At 35.4% G+C, this 16976-nt stretch carries 13 protein-coding genes and 1 tRNA gene; 11 read left to right on the top strand and 3 right to left on the bottom strand.

The features are described from left to right. Positions 1-40: 40 nt before the first annotated feature. Together DNG35_RS08065 and DNG35_RS08060 are read left to right on the top strand one after the other, a co-directional pair. Positions 41-2056 carry a PAS domain S-box protein gene (locus DNG35_RS08065; protein ID WP_111127670.1) on the top strand — a complete coding sequence of 672 codons (2016 nt, stop codon included), beginning with the start codon at positions 41-43 and terminating at the stop codon, positions 2054-2056. A 1-nt stretch (position 2057) separates the two neighbouring features. Next, a complete protein-coding gene (locus tag DNG35_RS08060) occupies positions 2058-2429 on the top strand; it encodes a response regulator (protein ID WP_111127668.1) in 372 nt (123 codons plus the stop codon). 38 nt (positions 2430-2467) lie between these two features. Here the strand turns inward: DNG35_RS08060 and DNG35_RS08055 are convergent. Further along, positions 2468-2540: transfer RNA gene (locus DNG35_RS08055), tRNA-Phe, on the bottom strand. A 92-nt stretch (positions 2541-2632) separates the two neighbouring features. Here DNG35_RS08055 and DNG35_RS08050 point away from each other — a divergent pair. From DNG35_RS08050 to DNG35_RS08020, 7 genes are all read left to right on the top strand, one after another. Beyond that, entirely contained in the window at positions 2633-3373 is a 741-nt protein-coding gene (locus tag DNG35_RS08050; RefSeq protein ID WP_111127666.1) for a type III pantothenate kinase, read from the top strand. Continuing rightward, a complete protein-coding gene (locus DNG35_RS08045) occupies positions 3370-4611 on the top strand; it encodes a hypothetical protein (RefSeq protein WP_111127664.1) in 1242 nt (413 codons plus the stop codon). Before DNG35_RS08050 ends, DNG35_RS08045 begins: the two co-directional genes overlap by 4 nt. A 22-nt stretch (positions 4612-4633) precedes the next feature. After that, entirely contained in the window at positions 4634-6013 is a 1380-nt protein-coding gene (locus DNG35_RS08040) for a hypothetical protein (RefSeq protein ID WP_111127676.1), read from the top strand. After that, entirely contained in the window at positions 6013-6576 is a 564-nt protein-coding gene (lptC, locus tag DNG35_RS08035) for an LPS export ABC transporter periplasmic protein LptC (protein ID WP_111127662.1), read from the top strand. The genes DNG35_RS08040 and lptC overlap by 1 nt, the downstream gene beginning before the upstream one ends. After that, positions 6573-6770: a hypothetical protein gene (locus tag DNG35_RS08030; RefSeq protein WP_111127660.1), complete on the top strand. Its 198-nt coding sequence runs from the start codon at positions 6573-6575 to the stop codon at positions 6768-6770. The genes lptC and DNG35_RS08030 overlap by 4 nt, the downstream gene beginning before the upstream one ends. Beyond that, positions 6770-8056, top strand: coding sequence for a hemolysin family protein (locus DNG35_RS08025; RefSeq protein ID WP_111127658.1), 1287 nt, complete (start codon positions 6770-6772; stop codon positions 8054-8056). Before DNG35_RS08030 ends, DNG35_RS08025 begins: the two co-directional genes overlap by 1 nt. Before the next feature lie 184 nt (positions 8057-8240). Further along, positions 8241-10355, top strand: coding sequence for a peptidylprolyl isomerase (locus tag DNG35_RS08020; RefSeq protein WP_111127656.1), 2115 nt, complete (start codon positions 8241-8243; stop codon positions 10353-10355). Between the two features lie 176 nt (positions 10356-10531). Here DNG35_RS08020 and DNG35_RS08015 read toward each other — a convergent pair whose 3' ends face one another. Further along, positions 10532-11452, bottom strand: coding sequence for a GYDIA family GHMP kinase (locus DNG35_RS08015; RefSeq protein WP_111127654.1), 921 nt, complete (start codon positions 11450-11452; stop codon positions 10532-10534). Further along, positions 11433-12758, bottom strand: coding sequence for a hydroxymethylglutaryl-CoA reductase, degradative (locus DNG35_RS08010; protein ID WP_111127652.1), 1326 nt, complete (start codon positions 12756-12758; stop codon positions 11433-11435). Before DNG35_RS08010 ends, DNG35_RS08015 begins: the two co-directional genes overlap by 20 nt. Positions 12759-12933: 175 nt before the next feature. Between DNG35_RS08010 and DNG35_RS08005 the strand changes: the two genes are divergently transcribed. Both DNG35_RS08005 and DNG35_RS08000 read left to right on the top strand, forming a co-directional pair. Next, positions 12934-15117, top strand: a complete 2184-nt coding sequence (locus DNG35_RS08005) for a S9 family peptidase (protein WP_111127650.1) — start codon at positions 12934-12936, stop codon at positions 15115-15117. 16 nt (positions 15118-15133) lie between these two features. Beyond that, the gene (locus tag DNG35_RS08000; protein WP_111127648.1) at positions 15134-16975 is read left to right on the top strand and encodes a peptide MFS transporter; all 1842 of its coding nucleotides are present in this window, start codon (positions 15134-15136) and stop codon (positions 16973-16975) included. Position 16976: the final 1 nt, after the last annotated feature.

Below are 16976 nucleotides of genomic sequence, written 5' to 3'. Positions count from 1 at the left end.
TTTCATCAAAAAACAATTACTATTTTTAATAATGAAATAAATGTTTAATAACGGTCAACTCTATTCAGGGAAGTTCATTTCCCATGTTTATCCTTATCAAGAAAATAAAGCAGCTCTAGGACTGAATATTTTAGAGTATGACCTTTCCAAAGAAGAGGCTCTACGATCTATGAACAATAAAATCATGTTTTTTGCGGGACCTATTCCTTTAAAACAAGGAGGTGAAGGAATTGTAGGAAGAATGCCTGTTTTTATAGGTAATGAATTTTGGGGGTTTTCTGCTGTGATCATCAAAGAAGATGAGCTTTTAAATACAATTGGAGTAGAAAAACTTCCCGAAATGGACCTGAGCTTTAAAATTGCAAAGGTTGATAAAATATCTGGAGAAGAGAACTTTTTTTATTCTGTAGGAAAAAAATTTGATGTTCAAGAAGCGGAAAGTGTTTTTATTGAAGACGGAAATTGGAATATGTATGTTTATTCCCAGAAAAAAGATGTTATCATAAATACACTATGGCCATTGATTCTTTCCGCAATAATCATATCTTTTTTTATAAGTTTTGTTATTGTAAATATCTTAAAACGCCCCGCTAAACTTCAACAACTAGTTAATGTTCAAAACAAAAAAATACTGGATACCGAGGCGAAGTTCAAAACCATCTTTGATAGGTCACCTATAGGTATAGTGCATATTTTTTCTGAAAATAGTCATTTTATTGATGTTAACCAACACTTTTTATCGCTGCTTGGTTATGAAAAACAAGAATTAGAACAATACAACTTTAAAGATTTTTGGGTAGATAAGGCAGCTTTAGACACTTTACTTGCTGAAAAGAATAAAATAGAGACTTCATTTTTTAAAAAAGATGGGAGTCAAATTCAAGTGAGAGTGGCAATTACCTATTTGAGAGATAAAAATAAAGATTCGTATATCTCAACCATAGAAGATGTTACCAAGATAAACGAGGCATTAGCAGATGTAAAAAAATTACAATCCCAAATGCAAATGGCTATTCAAATAGCACAATTGGGCTATTGGGAGTGGAGTGTAGAAACCGATGACGTGTTGTGGTCTCCTACATTGTATGAAATATTTAAAATTCCAAAAGATACAGAGATCTCGCCAGAACTAATTACTTCTAAAATTCACCCAGCAGACAGAGAAAGATATATTGAAAGTTTAAAAAGTTTATTAAATGGAGAGCAAGTAGAACCTTACGAGGCTAAATTATTAGACCCCAATAATCAACTAATCCATGTGTTAGGTCATTTAGAAAGTGAGAAGAATATAAATGGTGAGGTGACCAAAATTAAAGGAACTTTAATAGATATAAGTAGTGAAAAGAGAATACAAGAAGAGCTGGACCAATCTTATGATGTAGTGCTCGAGCAAAACAAACGCCTCATTAACTTTTCTTATATTGTCTCCCATAACTTACGATCTCATGCGAGTAATATAAAGTCTATTTCACATATCTTATCAGAAATACCTCACTCAAGCGAGCAAGGAGAAATGTTTGAAATGCTTTTATCGGTAACACAAGCTTTAGATGATACTTTATATGATCTGAATGACGTGGTAAACCTTCAGAAAATAGCTTTTATTTCAAAAGAAGAATTACTGATAAAGAAATACATCAATCGTGTATTGAATACTCTAGAGCCCGAAATTATCGATAAAAAAACCGAAATCACAGTCAATATACCTAAAGATCAAAGAATCAATTTTAATCCTTCGTATTTTGAAAGTATTTTGCTTAACTTTATATCAAACGCCGTAAAATATAAACATCCAGATCGGCTTTCAAAAATTCAAATCAATTATCTTGAAAAGCAGGGTAAAAAAGTAATTGAGATAAAAGATAATGGTATAGGGATAGACCTAAATAAAAACAGAGATAAGCTTTTTGGAATGTATAAAACTTTTACAAAAAATCCTGATTCTCGTGGTTTAGGGCTTTTTATCAGTAAAAGTCAGATGGAAGCTTTGGGTGGTAAAATTGAAGTCGAAAGTAAATTAGGAGAAGGAAGTACCTTTAGGTTAATTTTCAAATGATATGGTAACCATTTGTATTATAGATGATGACAAAATTTACCAAACACTTTTAAAGAAAACCATTTTAAGAGTTGATGATAAAGTGTCGGTAAGTTCTTTTTATAATGGTTTAGAAGCTTTCGAATATTTTAAAGCTTATAATTTTAATTACGAAATTATTCTGATAGATATTAATATGCCAATTATGGATGGATGGGAACTAATAGAGGCGTGTGAAGGTATGTGTGAGCGTCATGAAAATCCACCTAAAATTTACATAGCAACTTCTTCTATTTATGAAGAAGATCGACAAAAAGCCAGAACCTATGCTTTTGTAAAAGGATATATAACCAAACCCATTACTACAAAAAAAATCGAAGAAATTTTACATTAAAACAAAAAACCCCGACCGAAAGGTCGAGGTTTCTGCGGTGGTGCCTCCAGGAATCGAACCAGGGACACAAGGATTTTCAGTCCTTTGCTCTACCAACTGAGCTAAGGCACCAGTGCGTAATGCGGATGCAAATATAAATTCATTTTTATATTCTCACAAATAAAAATATAAAAAAAGTAAATTTGTCTTTTTAAATACAAGTTTTGGCAAACCTCATTATCGACATCGGGAATACCCAAATAAAATTGGCAATTTACCAAAATCACCAAATTCTGAATAAACAAATTGTTCAGAAAAGTGATTTTATAAAGAGTTTAGAAAATATTTTCAGTGAATATAAAATCACTCAGAGTATACTTTCTTCGGTCACAAATGTAACTGATGAAGCGATAAGTTTTTTAGAGAAAAACACCTCGCTTTTGCTTTTATCTGCAACAACACCTGTTTCTTTTCGTAATTTGTATAAAACACCAATAACTTTGGGAATAGATAGAATTGCATTAACCGCTGCCGCAGTAGAAAAATACCCTCAGCAAAATTGCTTGATTATAGATGCTGGTACTTGCATTACTTATGATTTGATCAATAAAAATAATGAATACCTTGGCGGCATTATTTCACCAGGTTTATTGATGAGAGCAAAAGCCATGCATCACTTTACCGATAAGTTGCCATTGGTAGATTTTCACGAAAGTGAAACGTTTTCTGAAAATATTGGAAAGACAACACAAGAAAATATTTGGTTGGGAGTTGTGAAAACAACCACCATAGAAATAGATGGTTTGATAGACGAATACCGACAAGATTTTTCAGATTTAACAGTTATTTTAACAGGAGGTGATGGCGAGTTCTTGTCTAATCGATTAAAAAATAGCATCTTTGCCGCCGATAATTTTCTGTTGGACGGTTTAAATTATATTTTAGAATTTAATACAAATAAATGATTAAAAAATTTGCATTAGTAGTTTTGCTGTTAGTTTCGGCAAATATCTTAGCCCAAGAAAACAATACCTCACCTTACTCTTTCTTTGGTTTGGGTTTAAATAAAGCCAATAATACAGTAGAAAATCGTTCGATGGGAGGTTTGGGAGTATTAGCAGACAGTATCCATCTAAATTTTCAAAACCCGGCGAGTTATGGTAGCTTACGACTCACCACATTCACTCTAGGAGCGACTAATACGCAAAAAACGGTAGAAGATACAAACGCAAAACAAAATACAGGAAGTACCAAATTTGATTATTTGGCTTTAGCTTTCCCTACAGGGAAACTGGGTTTTGGACTTGGGATGATGCCAAGATCTACAGTAGGTTACGAACAAAAAATAGAAACAGAAACTACAAGACAAACATTTGCTGGCGAAGGAGGTTTAAATAAGATTTTTTTAGCGGCAGGGTATCAAATAAAAGAAAACTTAAGAATTGGTGTTGAAGGAGGTTATAATTTTGGAAGAATAGATAATAAAAACCTTTTTTTTGAAAGCGACATACAATATGGTACTCAGGAAAAAAACTCATCAGAAATTAGAGGCTTTTCAGTCAATTTTGGATTGCAATACCAAAAACTTTTAAATTCAGGTTTAGAGGTTACAAGTTCTATAACCTATGCGCCAGAGACAAAGCTAAAAGTAGAAAACCAAAGAGAATTAGCAACAGTAGCAGCTTTATCAGGTTCTTCAGAATTAGAAATACAAACTTTAAATATAGTAGTAGCAGAAACAGAGCTTAGCCTACCTAGTCATTTTACGATTGGTGGAGGTCTTGGTAAACCAAGAGAGTGGTTTGCGGGCTTAGAATATGGTAGAAAATCTGAGGCTGATGTCAATAATACCACATTCAATTTTAATAATGTTACTTATGAAGCCGCATCAAGTTATCGTCTTGGGGGTTATTTTATTCCTAATTATAATGATATCACAAGTTACTTTAAAAGAGTGACTTATAGAGCTGGTTTTAGGTATGAAGAAACCGGTTTAAACATTAATAATACAGGGATAAATGAGTTTGGCATATCTTTTGGAGTTGGATTACCGGCTGGTGATTTCTTCTCTAATTTTAACCTAGGAGTAGAATACGGTCAGAGAGGCACGACAGAGAATAATTTAGTGAAAGAAAATTTTTACAACATCTCTTTAAGTCTCTCGTTTAACGACAAATGGTTTGTCAAAAGAAAATATAACTAATACCACAAACAACATAAATACAATGAAAACTAAATTTTTAATTTTATTAACAGGTTTCTTTTTAAGTGTAAGTTTGGCAAATGCACAAGCGAGTGTAGATTGTAACAGAGAAGTATCTTTATATGCTCAAAGTGCAAAAATTAAAGATTACAAGACTGCGAAACCTATTTATGATAAACTCATAAAAAATTGTCCAGATGCAAGCCTTGCAATATATCAGTACGGAGAACGTATGTTTAAGCAATTGGCTAAAGATGCATCTGATGATGAAAATCAAGAACAATATGCTAAAGCATTAATCGAAAACTATAAATTGAGATTAAAGCATTTTCCTAACGAAACCAAAGTAGGTGAAGCTTACGGAAGTATTGGTGAAGCGATGTACGATTTCGAATTAGGTACTACCGAAAAGCGTTTAGCCATGTTTGAAAAAGCTTGGAAAGAAGACGAAAAAAACTTTTCAGATCCAAGAGCTTTATACATATATTTCAATACCGTTATAGAACTTCAAGATGACGGTAAAAAAGACTTAAACGAAGTTTTTGAGCTATATGATGCTTTCACTAAAAAGATTGAAGAGCAAGAGATCCAGAGAGCTGCTGAAGCAGAACCACTTATCAAGAAACAAGAAGAAGGTACTACTTTAAACTCCTCTGAAACCAGAACTTTAAAAAATGCTGAAATTTATTTAACAAACTTCAGTAAAATTAAATCTGGTATCAACCAACTATTGGGTGAAAGAGCAGACTGTGAAAACTTAGTACCATTATACAATAAAGATTTTGAGGCTAAAAAAGGTGACGTAGAATGGTTAAAAAGAGCGGCGAGAAGACTTTCGGCCAAAGATTGTACAGAAGATCCATTGTTTTTCTCTTTGGTAGAAGCTTTACACGCAGCAGAACCTTCAGCAAAATCGGCTTTATACTTAGGTCAGTTGGCTGCTAAAGAAGGTAAGTCTTCAAAAGCTTTGGAGTACTTTAACCAATCGGCTGAGTTAGAAACAGACCCAATCGATAAAGCGAGAGTATATATGAAGATTGCAGGGAGCTATAAAAACAGCGGTAGTTTTTCTAACGCTAGAAACTATTACAGAAAAGCATTGGCTATACAACCTTCATTAGGAATTGCTTACCTACAAATTGCAAGTATGTATGCTTCTAGCGCCAACAACTGTGCAGAAACTACTTTCGATAAAAGAGCCGTTTACTGGTTGGCAGCAGACTATGCAGATAGAGCAGGAAGAGTTGACCCATCGTTAAAATCTACAGCAGCTCAGACAGCAGAGAGCTATAGAGGAAGAGCTCCACAAAAATCAGATATTTTCTCTTCGGGTAAACAAGGTCAAAGCATTAGCTTTAGCTGTTGGATTGGTGAGAGCGTAAAAGTGCCTAACATTCAATAATGTTTAAGTTACATACATATATTTTTAGAATTGTCACACTTTGTAGTGTGGCAATTCTTTTTTCTTGTCAAGATAAACTCAAACAAATGCGAAAGTGGGATGAAGAAATGCTCACGCCGCAAACTGTTGGTAAACACATCAATCTTTTTTATACCGATAGTGGTTACGTCAAAGCCAATTTACGCTCAAAAGTAACTCATGATTTCTCGCAATTAGAATTTGCTTATCGCGAATTTCCAGAAGGTCTTGAAGTCGATTTTTTCGATGACCAAGGCAAAAAAAATACCATCAAAGCCGATTATGCCATGATGTATCAAAACACCAATTTGGTAGATTTGCAGGGCAATGTGGTTGTCACTACAGCAGACAGTACCATCTTAAAAGCACAACAATTGTATTGGGACCAAACCCACAGTTGGGTCTTTTCGGATATCGATTATAATATCCGTCTCAATAATGGTGCTTTAAACGACGGCAAAGGTTTTGATGCCAATGAAAAATTTGATAAATTTAGCTCACGCTCAAACGTGGGTGTACAAATTATAAACGAAGAACCTGAATGAAAAAATTATACAAGTATTTCGAATACGCATACCTTTTTATAGCAGCACTTTTCACTTACGAAGCCATTACCAGTTGGTCGACCGATAGAAGTCACGCTTATTTATGTTTTGCTTTTGTAGCGGTTGCTATTTTTATGTTTTTTTTCAAACGTAATTTTAGAAGAAAAATGGAAGAGCGTAATAAAGACCAATAATGGATGTTGAGGTTGTCATAATTATTTGTAGCCTTATCCTTTCGGCATTTTTTTCCGGGATGGAAATTGCCTATGTATCCTCCAATAAAATACACATCGAGATAGAGAAAAAACAGAATAGTTTTATCTCAAAAATTTTAGCAAGACTTACCAAAAAACCTTCCAAATTTATTGCAACCATGTTGGTGGGCAATAATATCGCTTTGGTGGTTTACGGATTTTTTATGGGCGATTTATTGGTAAATTGGTTGGGCTCTTACCTTCCGGTGGAAAACAATATTTTGCATTACCTCGTTACCGACGGACTTATTTTTACGCAAACGCTCATTTCCACTTTAGTGATTTTGATGACGGCAGAATTTTTGCCTAAAGTGTTTTTTCAGATATATGCCAATACCTTTTTAAAGATTTTTGCGCTTCCTGCTTATTTCTTTTACATCCTGTTTAGCTTTATCTCGAGCTTTATCATTTGGGTTTCTGATATGGTGTTAAAGTTGTTTTTTAAAACCAAAGGCGACGAAGTGCAATTGGCTTTTTCTAAAGTAGAATTGGGCAATTACATCAACGAGCAGATGGATGGCGCCCAAGAAACCGAAAAAATAGACTCCGAGATACAGATTTTTAAAAATGCACTGGAATTTTTTGATATCAAAGCCCGTGAAGTAATGATTCCGCGAACGGAAATTATTGCGGTCAACCTGAATGAAACTCCAGAGAACCTTACCAAAATCTTCACCCAGACCGGATTAAGCAAAATATTGGTTTTTAAAGAAACCAACGATGATATTATCGGGTATGTCCATTCGTTCGATTTATTTAAAAAGCCCAAAGATATCCGCTCGATGATGCATTCGGTAGTTTATGTGCCAGAAACCATGCTCATCAATAAAGTACTCGATTTGCTGACCAAAAAACGAAGAAGTATTGCGGTGGTCATCGACGAATATGGCGGAACCAGCGGAATGATGACCGTAGAAGATATTGTAGAAGAACTTTTTGGCGAAATAGAAGATGAACACGATAGCGAGGCGTATATCGAAGAGAAAATGAGTGAAAACACGTTTAAGTTTTCTGCTCGCCTGGAAGTAGATTACATCAACGATACTTACAAACTCGATTTACCTGAAGGAGATCATTACGAAACACTTTCGGGAATGATTGTACACCACACCGAAGAAATCCCAGAAAAAGATGGTTTGGTCTATATCGAAAACTATAAAATCCAGATTCTGGAAGTATCTTCTTCAAAAATAGAATTGGTACAAGTACAAAAGATAAAGGATTGATATTTGTCATCCTTAACTTGATTCAGGATCTCAATGAAAACTAATTTTATTACTTGTGAATTATAACCCAAAATAAACCAATTTTTTCTACCAAAATAATTTTATAATTTTTACAATTATCTTATTTTCGCCCACTAAACTCATTTTGAGTTCTGTATAAAATTATAAAATAACCAGTTATACGATGGCAGTATTAAATAAAATAAGACAACGTTCGGTTTTCTTAATTATCATTATTGCATTGGCGCTTTTCTCTTTTGTGTTGGCCGATGTGATTAGAAGTGGTGGGTTTACCAAAACACAAAACAACATTGCAACCATTAATGGTGAAGAAATTAGTCAGAAAGATTTTGCGGCAAGAGTAGAGGCTTACCAGCAAAATTCTGGCGGAAGCATGACCACAGCTCAGGCAGTCAACCAAGTTTGGAATGCACAACTCAACCAAACCTTGTTAGACGAGCAAATAGATGAATTAGGAATTCAGGTTGGGGAAGACCAAATCAACGAGGCTTTAGAGCAACAATTTGGAAACAGTCCGGAGTTTATGAACAACGAAGGCTTTTTCGATCTAGGAAAGGTAAAAGAATATGTAGCCAATTTAGAAGCGACTTCTCCGCAAGCCTACGAGCAGTGGAAGAACGTAGAAAAGAACATCGAAAACCAAGCAAAATCGCGTATTTATTACAATATGGTGCGTGCAGGTGTTGGCGCAACGCTTATCGAAGGGGAGCAAATCCATAAAATGGAAAACGACAAAGTGAACTTTAACTTTGTGATGGTTCCTTATGAAAGTGCTGGTGAGATTGAGGTAAGTAAAGACGATATCCAAGCCTATTTAAACGACCATAAAGAGAAATACGAAGTTGAGGCAACAAGAGATATTCAATATGTATTTTTTGAGGAAACTGCTTCTACGAAAGACGAGAATGACACCAAAGCTGAATTGGAAAAACTCTTGAACGACAGAAAAGAGTTTAATGAAGTTTCAAAGATAAACGAAGACGTAAAAGGTTTCAGAACGACAGAGAACTTAGAGCAATATATTGCAGAAAATTCAGATTTGCCATACGAAGAGCGTTATTTGTTTAAAGATGAGTTGCCAACGGAAAATGCAGATAGAATTTTTGAAACTGCTCAAGGCGAAACTTACGGATCATACAGAGACCAAAATTTCTGGAAGGCGGTAAAAGTAACCGATGTAAAACAAATTCCAGATTCGGTACAAGTAAGACACATTTTATTGGCTTTTGAAGGCAGCCCAGTGAGCCAAGAAGTAACGAGAACTAAAGAACAAGCAGAAAAATTAGCCGATAGCTTGTTAACGGTCATCAAAAAAGACAAAGAGCAATTTGGTACCTTGGCGACTACTTACACCGACGATAGTTCAACAAAAGCTAAAAATGGTGAATTAGGTTGGGTAAACTATAGAAACGTGTCTTCTTCAAAATTTATGGATTACATTTTCGATACCGAAAGTAATGATTATGGGGTTATAGAAATGGAATATGGTTACCACATTGTAAACATCCAGGAGAGAAAGAATGTCCAAAAAGCAATTCAGGTAGCGACTATCGCAAAAGAAATTGAACCTTCAGAAGAAACAACCAATGATTTGTTTGCAACGACAACCAAGTTTGAAATTGCAGCCAAAGAAGGAAGTTTTACCGATGAAGCAAAAAAGAATAGTTATGAAGTAAGACCGGTAAAAGACATCAAAGCAATGGACGAATCTTTCCCAGGTATTGGTAATCAAAGAGGTATTGTTAAATGGGCATTTAACGAAGATACCGAAGTGGGTGATGTAAGCCGTTTTGACCTTAGTAATGGTTATGTCGTGGCACAAGTTACCGCTAAAAACAAGAAAGGCTTGATGAGTGTAGAAAGTGCTTCACCAACGGTTACACCAATCATCAGAAAAGAAAAACAAGCCGAAGCCATTATTAAAAAGATAGATACTTCAAAAACTTTGGGTGAGATCGCTTCTGTGAATGGAGTGAGCGTTCAAACCGCTTCACAAGTAAATATGTCTAATCCTGTTCTACCAGGCTCTACCAACGAACCAAAAGTCGTAGGAACAGCTTTCTATATGCCAAAAGGGAAAGTAAGCAAACCTATACAAGGTGAAAAAGGAGTTTTTGTCGTGGAAGTAACCAACAAAACCGAAGCAACAAAATTAGACACCTATAAAACAATCGCCAACAGAAAGTCTAAAGAACAAGCTGGCAAAGCGGTAAATAGACTTTTAGAAGCTTTAAAATCGAGCGCAGAAATAGAAGATAACAGAGCTACTTTCTATTAATAGAAGACTTTGTGTATAGAAATATAAAAAATTCCGCTTTAAGCGGAATTTTTTATGCACTTATTTTACCTGTAGATGAATATGATCATCGTGCCTAACAGCTTGACAACCTTGAAACCTTACCTTGCTATTTTGAATACCTATGCGTTGTTTTAAATGTGGTTCGATGATAACCTTCATAATAGAATCATTTCCTTAAAAGGAATTACAGTATGGTAACCTTTCTTAATAAAATAAGATTGTTGTTCTTGATTACCCGTAGCCAGGATAAAATCGCCGCCCCAAGCACCAAGACTTTTAATCGCTTTTGGGTAATCAGAAAAGAGCTGTTGCTTGATGGTTGGAAGTTCCAAAACCTCTGAGAGAATGATTTCGTGCTGTGTGATCAGGTTTTCAAATTCGCTCAAAGCAAGTACAGGGCTTAAAACCTCTTCAGAAATACGATTGATTTTTGTGATTGCCTCTTGCTTCGTCCTTGCATCTAATTGCTGATAATGCTTTATGGCTTCCCGACTATTCTTTTTTTGATTGAGGTACACAAAAAACAATTGATCAGAAAAATTTGGTCTAAACTCAGTCACTTCAATTTTTGGTTGTATGCCATTTCGTTGGTAGAAAATAGGTTGATCTATTCCAGCGCAAGCGATATCATAACCACTTCCTCCAAAAGTTTTTTCCAACAAAAGATAGGGGTTGATGTTGGCCCAAGTTGCCAAATTGTAGATGAGTGTAGATGAAGAGCCAAGTCCCCAGTTTTTGTCAAATTCTAAATGTGTGGTAAAATGATAACCTTTTTCACGGAAAAGAATAGGCTTGGCATCTAAAAGTACTTGAAGTATTTGTTGTAGCTGAAGCGAAAACTCATTTTTTTCGCTTTCAATTTCTATTGTTTGTGATGAAATCTTAAAAGTTGCCGAATTCCATTTTTGTTGTTGGGGTAAAAAACTTTCCCAAATGATAAATTGGTCTTTAAGCATTTCTACTTCAAGCGTTTGCCCCAATTTTGTAGGCAAGGCAATGGCTTTAGCATGGTCTAACACCAAATATTCTGCGGTAAGCAATAATTTGCCATTGGCTCTAAAGCACTTTTTGTTCATTACGTAAATTTTCTAAAGCTTCTACTACCGAACTGTGAGAAACAGGTCTGCTTTCAAAAAGTTTGACAATAGTGTTTTTTTCGCTCTCGGTTGCCTCAAACTGGTTTAAAATATTCATCAGGTGCATTTTCATATGTCCTTCTTGAATTCCCGTAGTAATCAAAGACTTTACGGCGGCAAAATTTTGTGCCAACCCAGCGACAGCAACAATTTGCATCAACTGTTTTGCGGTTGGGTTGCCCAACATTTCTAAAGCCAATTTAACCAACGGATGTAAACTCGTTAAGCCACCAACGGTTCCCAGAGCCAAAGGGATTTCTATTGAAAATATAAATTGATTGTTTTCGATACGGGCTTGTGTCAAGCTGCTGTAACTTCCGTTACGCGAAGCATAAGCGTGAACGCCAGCTTCTACGGCTCTAAAATCGTTTCCGGTAGCTAAAACAACAGCATCAATCCCATTCATAATGCCTTTGTTGTGTGTGACAGCTCGGTAAGGTTCAACTTTTGCAATTTGTACGGCTTTTACAAAATCCTGGGCAAACTTAAGCGAACTTTCTTTGTCGTCTAGCAACTGATCTGCCGGATAGTTTACTTCCGCGTAAGCGATACATTCCGGTACATAATTAGACAAAATACTCATGCTAATTTTAAGCAAGGGTTGTTCATCGGTATAGCCGAAACTGTTTTTGGCTTCTTGGTAAAGTTTTGCAGCAATTTCTTCTAAACAAGTGTTGATGAAATTGGCGCCCATGGCATCTAAAGTCTCAAATTTCGCTTCGATTTGATAATAATTTTCTAAGGCGTTGGTTTTATCGATCAGAGCCAACGAAAGCAAACCACCACCCCTTTTCTCCATGTTTTCGGTAATGGGTTTTAAGGTTTCGATAATGGCTGGCTTTGTTTCTTCGAAAAAAGTAGCCAAGGCTTCAGGGTTTCCGTAAAAAAAGAAATGTACGTGACCAATTTTGGTCGTGTTTTTTACTTTAGCAGAAAAACCACCACGTTTGCTCCAGAATTTAGCCGCATTACTGGCGGCAGCAATTACTGAACTTTCTTCGATGGTCATCGGCAACGTGTGAAAGTTTCCGTTGATGAGAAAATTGGGAGCGATCCCAAAAGGCAAATAAAAATTGCTGAGGGTATTTTCGGTAAACTCGTCGTGCAGTTTTTGGAGTTTCTGGTCTTCGTTCCAATACTGCTTTAATATTTTCTGGGCTTTTTCACTATCGTTAAAAAAAGTTTGGGTAAGCCAATCTATCTTTTGTTGTTTGTTGAATTTTGAAAATCCGGTAATCTCTTTCATAAAAAACGAAAATCTGTTGGGCAAAGATACAATTTGCGGTTTTATTCAGCTTAAAATTTATTTTTTCACTTCTAAGCCGGGTTCATTTATTAACAATTCCTTAGTATTTAACACACAAAATTACCTGTTTTTAAGGAAATTTTAGTAAACTTGAAATTTGAAAATTTAAACCTTTATGAAAAAATCGGTAATCTATCCTTCCTTTCTTTTTTTATTCCTTAGTTTTTATCTTTTACAGGCTCAAAATAAAAAAGTTACGTTAGGAGAGATATGGTCGGGAGAGTTTCAACAAGAGTACTTGCAATCACTACGATCATTAGACAACGGAAAAGAGTATGCCGTCCAAAATTTTGATAGAAGTACTAGAAATTTAAGCGTAGATGTTTACAGCTACGAAACAGGAAAAAAGACCAGAACGCTTATTTCTAGTAATGAAGTAAAAGAAATCACTTATATGCAAACCTATGCCTTAAGTGATGATGAAAACAAAATGTTAATAGGTACTGATGTTGAACCTATTTTTAGAAGATCTTCTAAAGGTGTTTATTTTGTGTATGATATTGCTTCTAAAAAAGTGACCAAAGTGGCCGATGAAAAAGTACAGTCACCACAGTTTTCGCCAGATGGTTCGAAAGTAGCTTATGTCTTCGAAAATAATATTTATGTAAAAGATTTAGGCAATGGAAATACACATCAAATCACTAAAGATGGTGTGGTAAATAAAATCATCAATGGTGTAACCGATTGGGTTTACGAAGAAGAATTTGCTTTTGTAAGGGCTTTTGCTTGGAATAAAACAGGAGATAAAATTGCCTATTTACGTTTTGACGAAACCGAAGTTCCGGAGTTTTCGATGGATATGTACGGAAGCTACGGTAATCAATTATATCCTGGGCAACACGTTTTTAAATACCCAAAAGCGGGAGAGAAAAATGCTGAAGTGCGTTTGTTTATTCACGATTTAGAAGCAAAAAAGACCAACGAAGTAGCGTTTGCAAAAGAGTATGAATACATCCCGAGAATCAAATGGACCAATGACGATAATGTGTTGAGTGTACATTTGATGAATCGTCACCAAAACGAACTTGATTTGGTGTTTGTAGATACCAAAACAAATCAGAGTAAAACCGTACTTTCTGAAAAAAACAAGGCTTATATCGATGTAACCGACAATCTTACTTTTTTAAACGACAATAGTTTTATCTGGACGAGCGAAAAAGACGGTTGGAATCACATTTACCATTACGATAAAAACGGAAAACTGATCAATCAAGTGACTGCTGGTGATTGGGAAGTGACACAGTATTACGGTTTTGATAAAAAAACAGGGCGTATTTTTTACCAAAGTACCGAAAACGGAAGTATTAACCGTGATGTGTTTAGCATTCGTGCCAATGGGAAAAATAAGGCAAAACTCACCCAAAAAACGGGAACCAACGATGCCGATTTTAGTGCTGATTTCACCTACTTTATCAACACCTTTTCAAATGCCACAACACCAAATGAGTTTACATTGGTAAGTTCTGATAACGGAAAAGTAGTACGTAAAATAAAAGATAACCAAGCATTGTTAGAGCATAATAAAGCTTATGGTTTCTCGCGAAAAGAATTTTCAACTATTCACATCAATGGAAACGATTTGAACATGTGGATGATCAAACCTACTGATTTTGATGAAAATAAAAAATACCCTATGCTCATGTACCAGTATTCTGGTCCAGGTTCGCAATCGGTAAGCAACACCTATTTTTCAACCAACGATTATTGGTATCAATTATTAGCAAATGAAGGTTACGTAGTCGTTTGTGTTGATGGAAGAGGAACTGGTTTTAAAGGAGCCGATTTCAAAAAACTTACGCAGAAAGAATTAGGGAAGTACGAACTCGAAGATCAGATTGATGCTGCCAAAGAATTAGGCGAAAGAAGTTATATCGACGAAAACCGTATCGGAATATGGGGTTGGAGTTACGGTGGTTTTATGTCTTCCAATGCGATTCTAAAAGGCAATGATGTTTTTAAAATGGCTATTGCAGTTGCTCCGGTAACGAGCTGGCGTTTTTACGATACCATTTACACCGAAAGATACATGACGACTCCGCAAGAAAATGCTTCGGGATATGATGACAATTCGCCAATCAATCACGTCGATAAACTCAAAGGGGCATATTTAATTGTCCACGGAAGTGCCGATGATAATGTACACGTACAAAATACCATGCAAATGATTGATGCTTTAATACAAGCCAACAAACAGTTTGATTGGGCGATCTATCCAGATAAAAACCACGGTATTTACGGAGGCAACACACGATTGCACCTCTATACCAAAATGACCAATTTTATTAAAGAAAACTTATAATCTAAAAAAGCATATGATGTCTACAACAAACACACCAAGCACTCGAAAAGAAATTTTCGGACACCCAGTAGGCTTATTTATATTATTCTTCACTGAAATGTGGGAACGTTTCAGTTACTACGGAATGCGAGGTATTCTCGTTTTATATATGGCTACCTCTGCAACCGCAATAGATCCAGGTTTGGGTTGGACAAATAAAGATGCTATTTGGCTTTATGGTTGGTATACCATGTTGGTCTATGTGGCGTCGATTCCTGGAGGATGGATTGCTGATAAATTTTTAGGACAGAAAAAAACAGTAATGTTGGGTGGAGTTTTACTCTGTTTCGGTCACGGAGTTTTGGCTATTCCACAAGATTGGGCTTTTTTCACCGGACTGATTCTTATTATCCTAGGAGTCGGAGGTTTAAAACCTAACATTTCGACCATGGTGGGTGGTTTGTATAAAGAAGGAGATATAAGACGCGATAGCGGATTTACAATCTTTTATATAGGAATTAATATTGGAGCCTTTTTAGCAAGCATTTCAGTAGGTTTGGTCGCTTATTATTATGGTTGGCATTATGGCTTTGGTCTGGCGGGAATAGGAATGTTGTTAGGACAAATTGTTTATGTGTGGGGGCAAAAGTATTTAAAAGGAGTAGGAGAATATACAGGGGGTAGTCAAGTTTCTGAAGCAGAAAGGGCAGCAGCTAAAAGACCACTCACCAAAATAGAGAAAGATAGAGTTATTGTATTACTGATTTCTTTCTTGATTGTAGTTGTGTTTTGGGGCGCCTTTGAACAGGCTGGAGGTTTGATGAACCTTTACACAGATGCCAAAGTAGATAGAACGATTGGTTTAAATTGGTTAGAAGAAATACCAGCAGCTGTATTTCAATCTTTAAATGCAGGCTATATTATTATTTTCGGAACTTTGGTAGGTGGTTTCTGGATATGGATGAAGAAAAAAGGAAAAGAAGCTTCTTCTTTATTTAAAATGGCAATAGGTACCATCATTATGGGGCTGGGCTATGTGTTTATGATGTTTGCCTCTCAAGAAGCAAGTGCCGAAGTTTTCGGTAAAGCTGCTATGGTTTGGATATTTTTAGCTTACCTATTTCATACTATTGGTGAATTATGTACATCTCCTGTGGCGCTATCTTTTATTACAAAATTGGCACCGTTAAAATATGCTTCAATTATGATGGGTGTGTATTTTGCAGCGACAGGTTTTGGAAATAAACTGGCAGGAAGTATTGGAGAATCAGCACAATTAGAGCCATATACATCGGAGATGATAGTAACGAAGCAGGAAGTTATGCCGTTTATGCAAAAAGACTCTATTGAAATAAAAAATGAAGAAAAGAAAGTTGTAAAGGTTTATGATTATCCAATTAATTTAGATAAAAACTTTAGTATAAAAAGTGAAGTCTACCTAGAAGGAGGGCAACTTGTATTTAATGAGCTAAACAGCACAAAAAAACTCAACTATCTTTTTGATATAGAAAATAATGACCGACTCGATGAGTTAAAAACATCCTTAGAGGAAAATAACATTACCTCATCTAATCCTTATCATGCAAATTTAGTTTTTGAAAAAGACAAAGATGCAGCACAAGTTATAAAAAATAGAGGTGATGGTAAAAATTATGGTGTTTCTTTTGTGTTGGAAGAAGAGCAAAGCGAGCAAGAGTATCAAACCTTTATGTGGTTAACCATCTTTACAGTAGCTTTTGGGTTACTTTTAATTCTTTTTCTTAAAAAACTGAAAAAACTAACTCACGGAGCAGAAGATAATGAAAGAAAGATTGATAATGACGAAAAAGATAATGAACCATACGAAATAGCAGATTCAGATATAAACGATAATATTTAAT

Origin of the sequence: Mesonia sp. K7 (assembly GCF_003233725.1) — a bacterium.
Classification (GTDB): Bacteria; Bacteroidota; Bacteroidia; order Flavobacteriales; family Flavobacteriaceae; genus Mesonia.
This window is presented reverse-complemented; position numbering and strand designations above follow the sequence as displayed.

Coding starts and splice junctions, on each gene's coding strand:
- DNG35_RS08065 (WP_111127670.1), top strand. CDS start 41: ATGTTTAATAACGGTCAACTCTATTCAGGGAAGTTCATTTCCCATGTT.
- DNG35_RS08060 (WP_111127668.1), top strand. CDS start 2,058: ATGGTAACCATTTGTATTATAGATGATGACAAAATTTACCAAACACTT.
- DNG35_RS08045 (WP_111127664.1), top strand. CDS start 3,370: ATGATTAAAAAATTTGCATTAGTAGTTTTGCTGTTAGTTTCGGCAAAT.
- DNG35_RS08040 (WP_111127676.1), top strand. CDS start 4,634: ATGAAAACTAAATTTTTAATTTTATTAACAGGTTTCTTTTTAAGTGTA.
- lptC (WP_111127662.1), top strand. CDS start 6,013: ATGTTTAAGTTACATACATATATTTTTAGAATTGTCACACTTTGTAGT.
- DNG35_RS08030 (WP_111127660.1), top strand. CDS start 6,573: ATGAAAAAATTATACAAGTATTTCGAATACGCATACCTTTTTATAGCA.
- DNG35_RS08025 (WP_111127658.1), top strand. CDS start 6,770: ATGGATGTTGAGGTTGTCATAATTATTTGTAGCCTTATCCTTTCGGCA.
- DNG35_RS08020 (WP_111127656.1), top strand. CDS start 8,241: ATGGCAGTATTAAATAAAATAAGACAACGTTCGGTTTTCTTAATTATC.
- DNG35_RS08015 (WP_111127654.1), bottom strand. CDS start 11,452: ATGAACAAAAAGTGCTTTAGAGCCAATGGCAAATTATTGCTTACCGCA.
- DNG35_RS08010 (WP_111127652.1), bottom strand. CDS start 12,758: ATGAAAGAGATTACCGGATTTTCAAAATTCAACAAACAACAAAAGATA.
- DNG35_RS08005 (WP_111127650.1), top strand. CDS start 12,934: ATGAAAAAATCGGTAATCTATCCTTCCTTTCTTTTTTTATTCCTTAGT.
- DNG35_RS08000 (WP_111127648.1), top strand. CDS start 15,134: ATGTCTACAACAAACACACCAAGCACTCGAAAAGAAATTTTCGGACAC.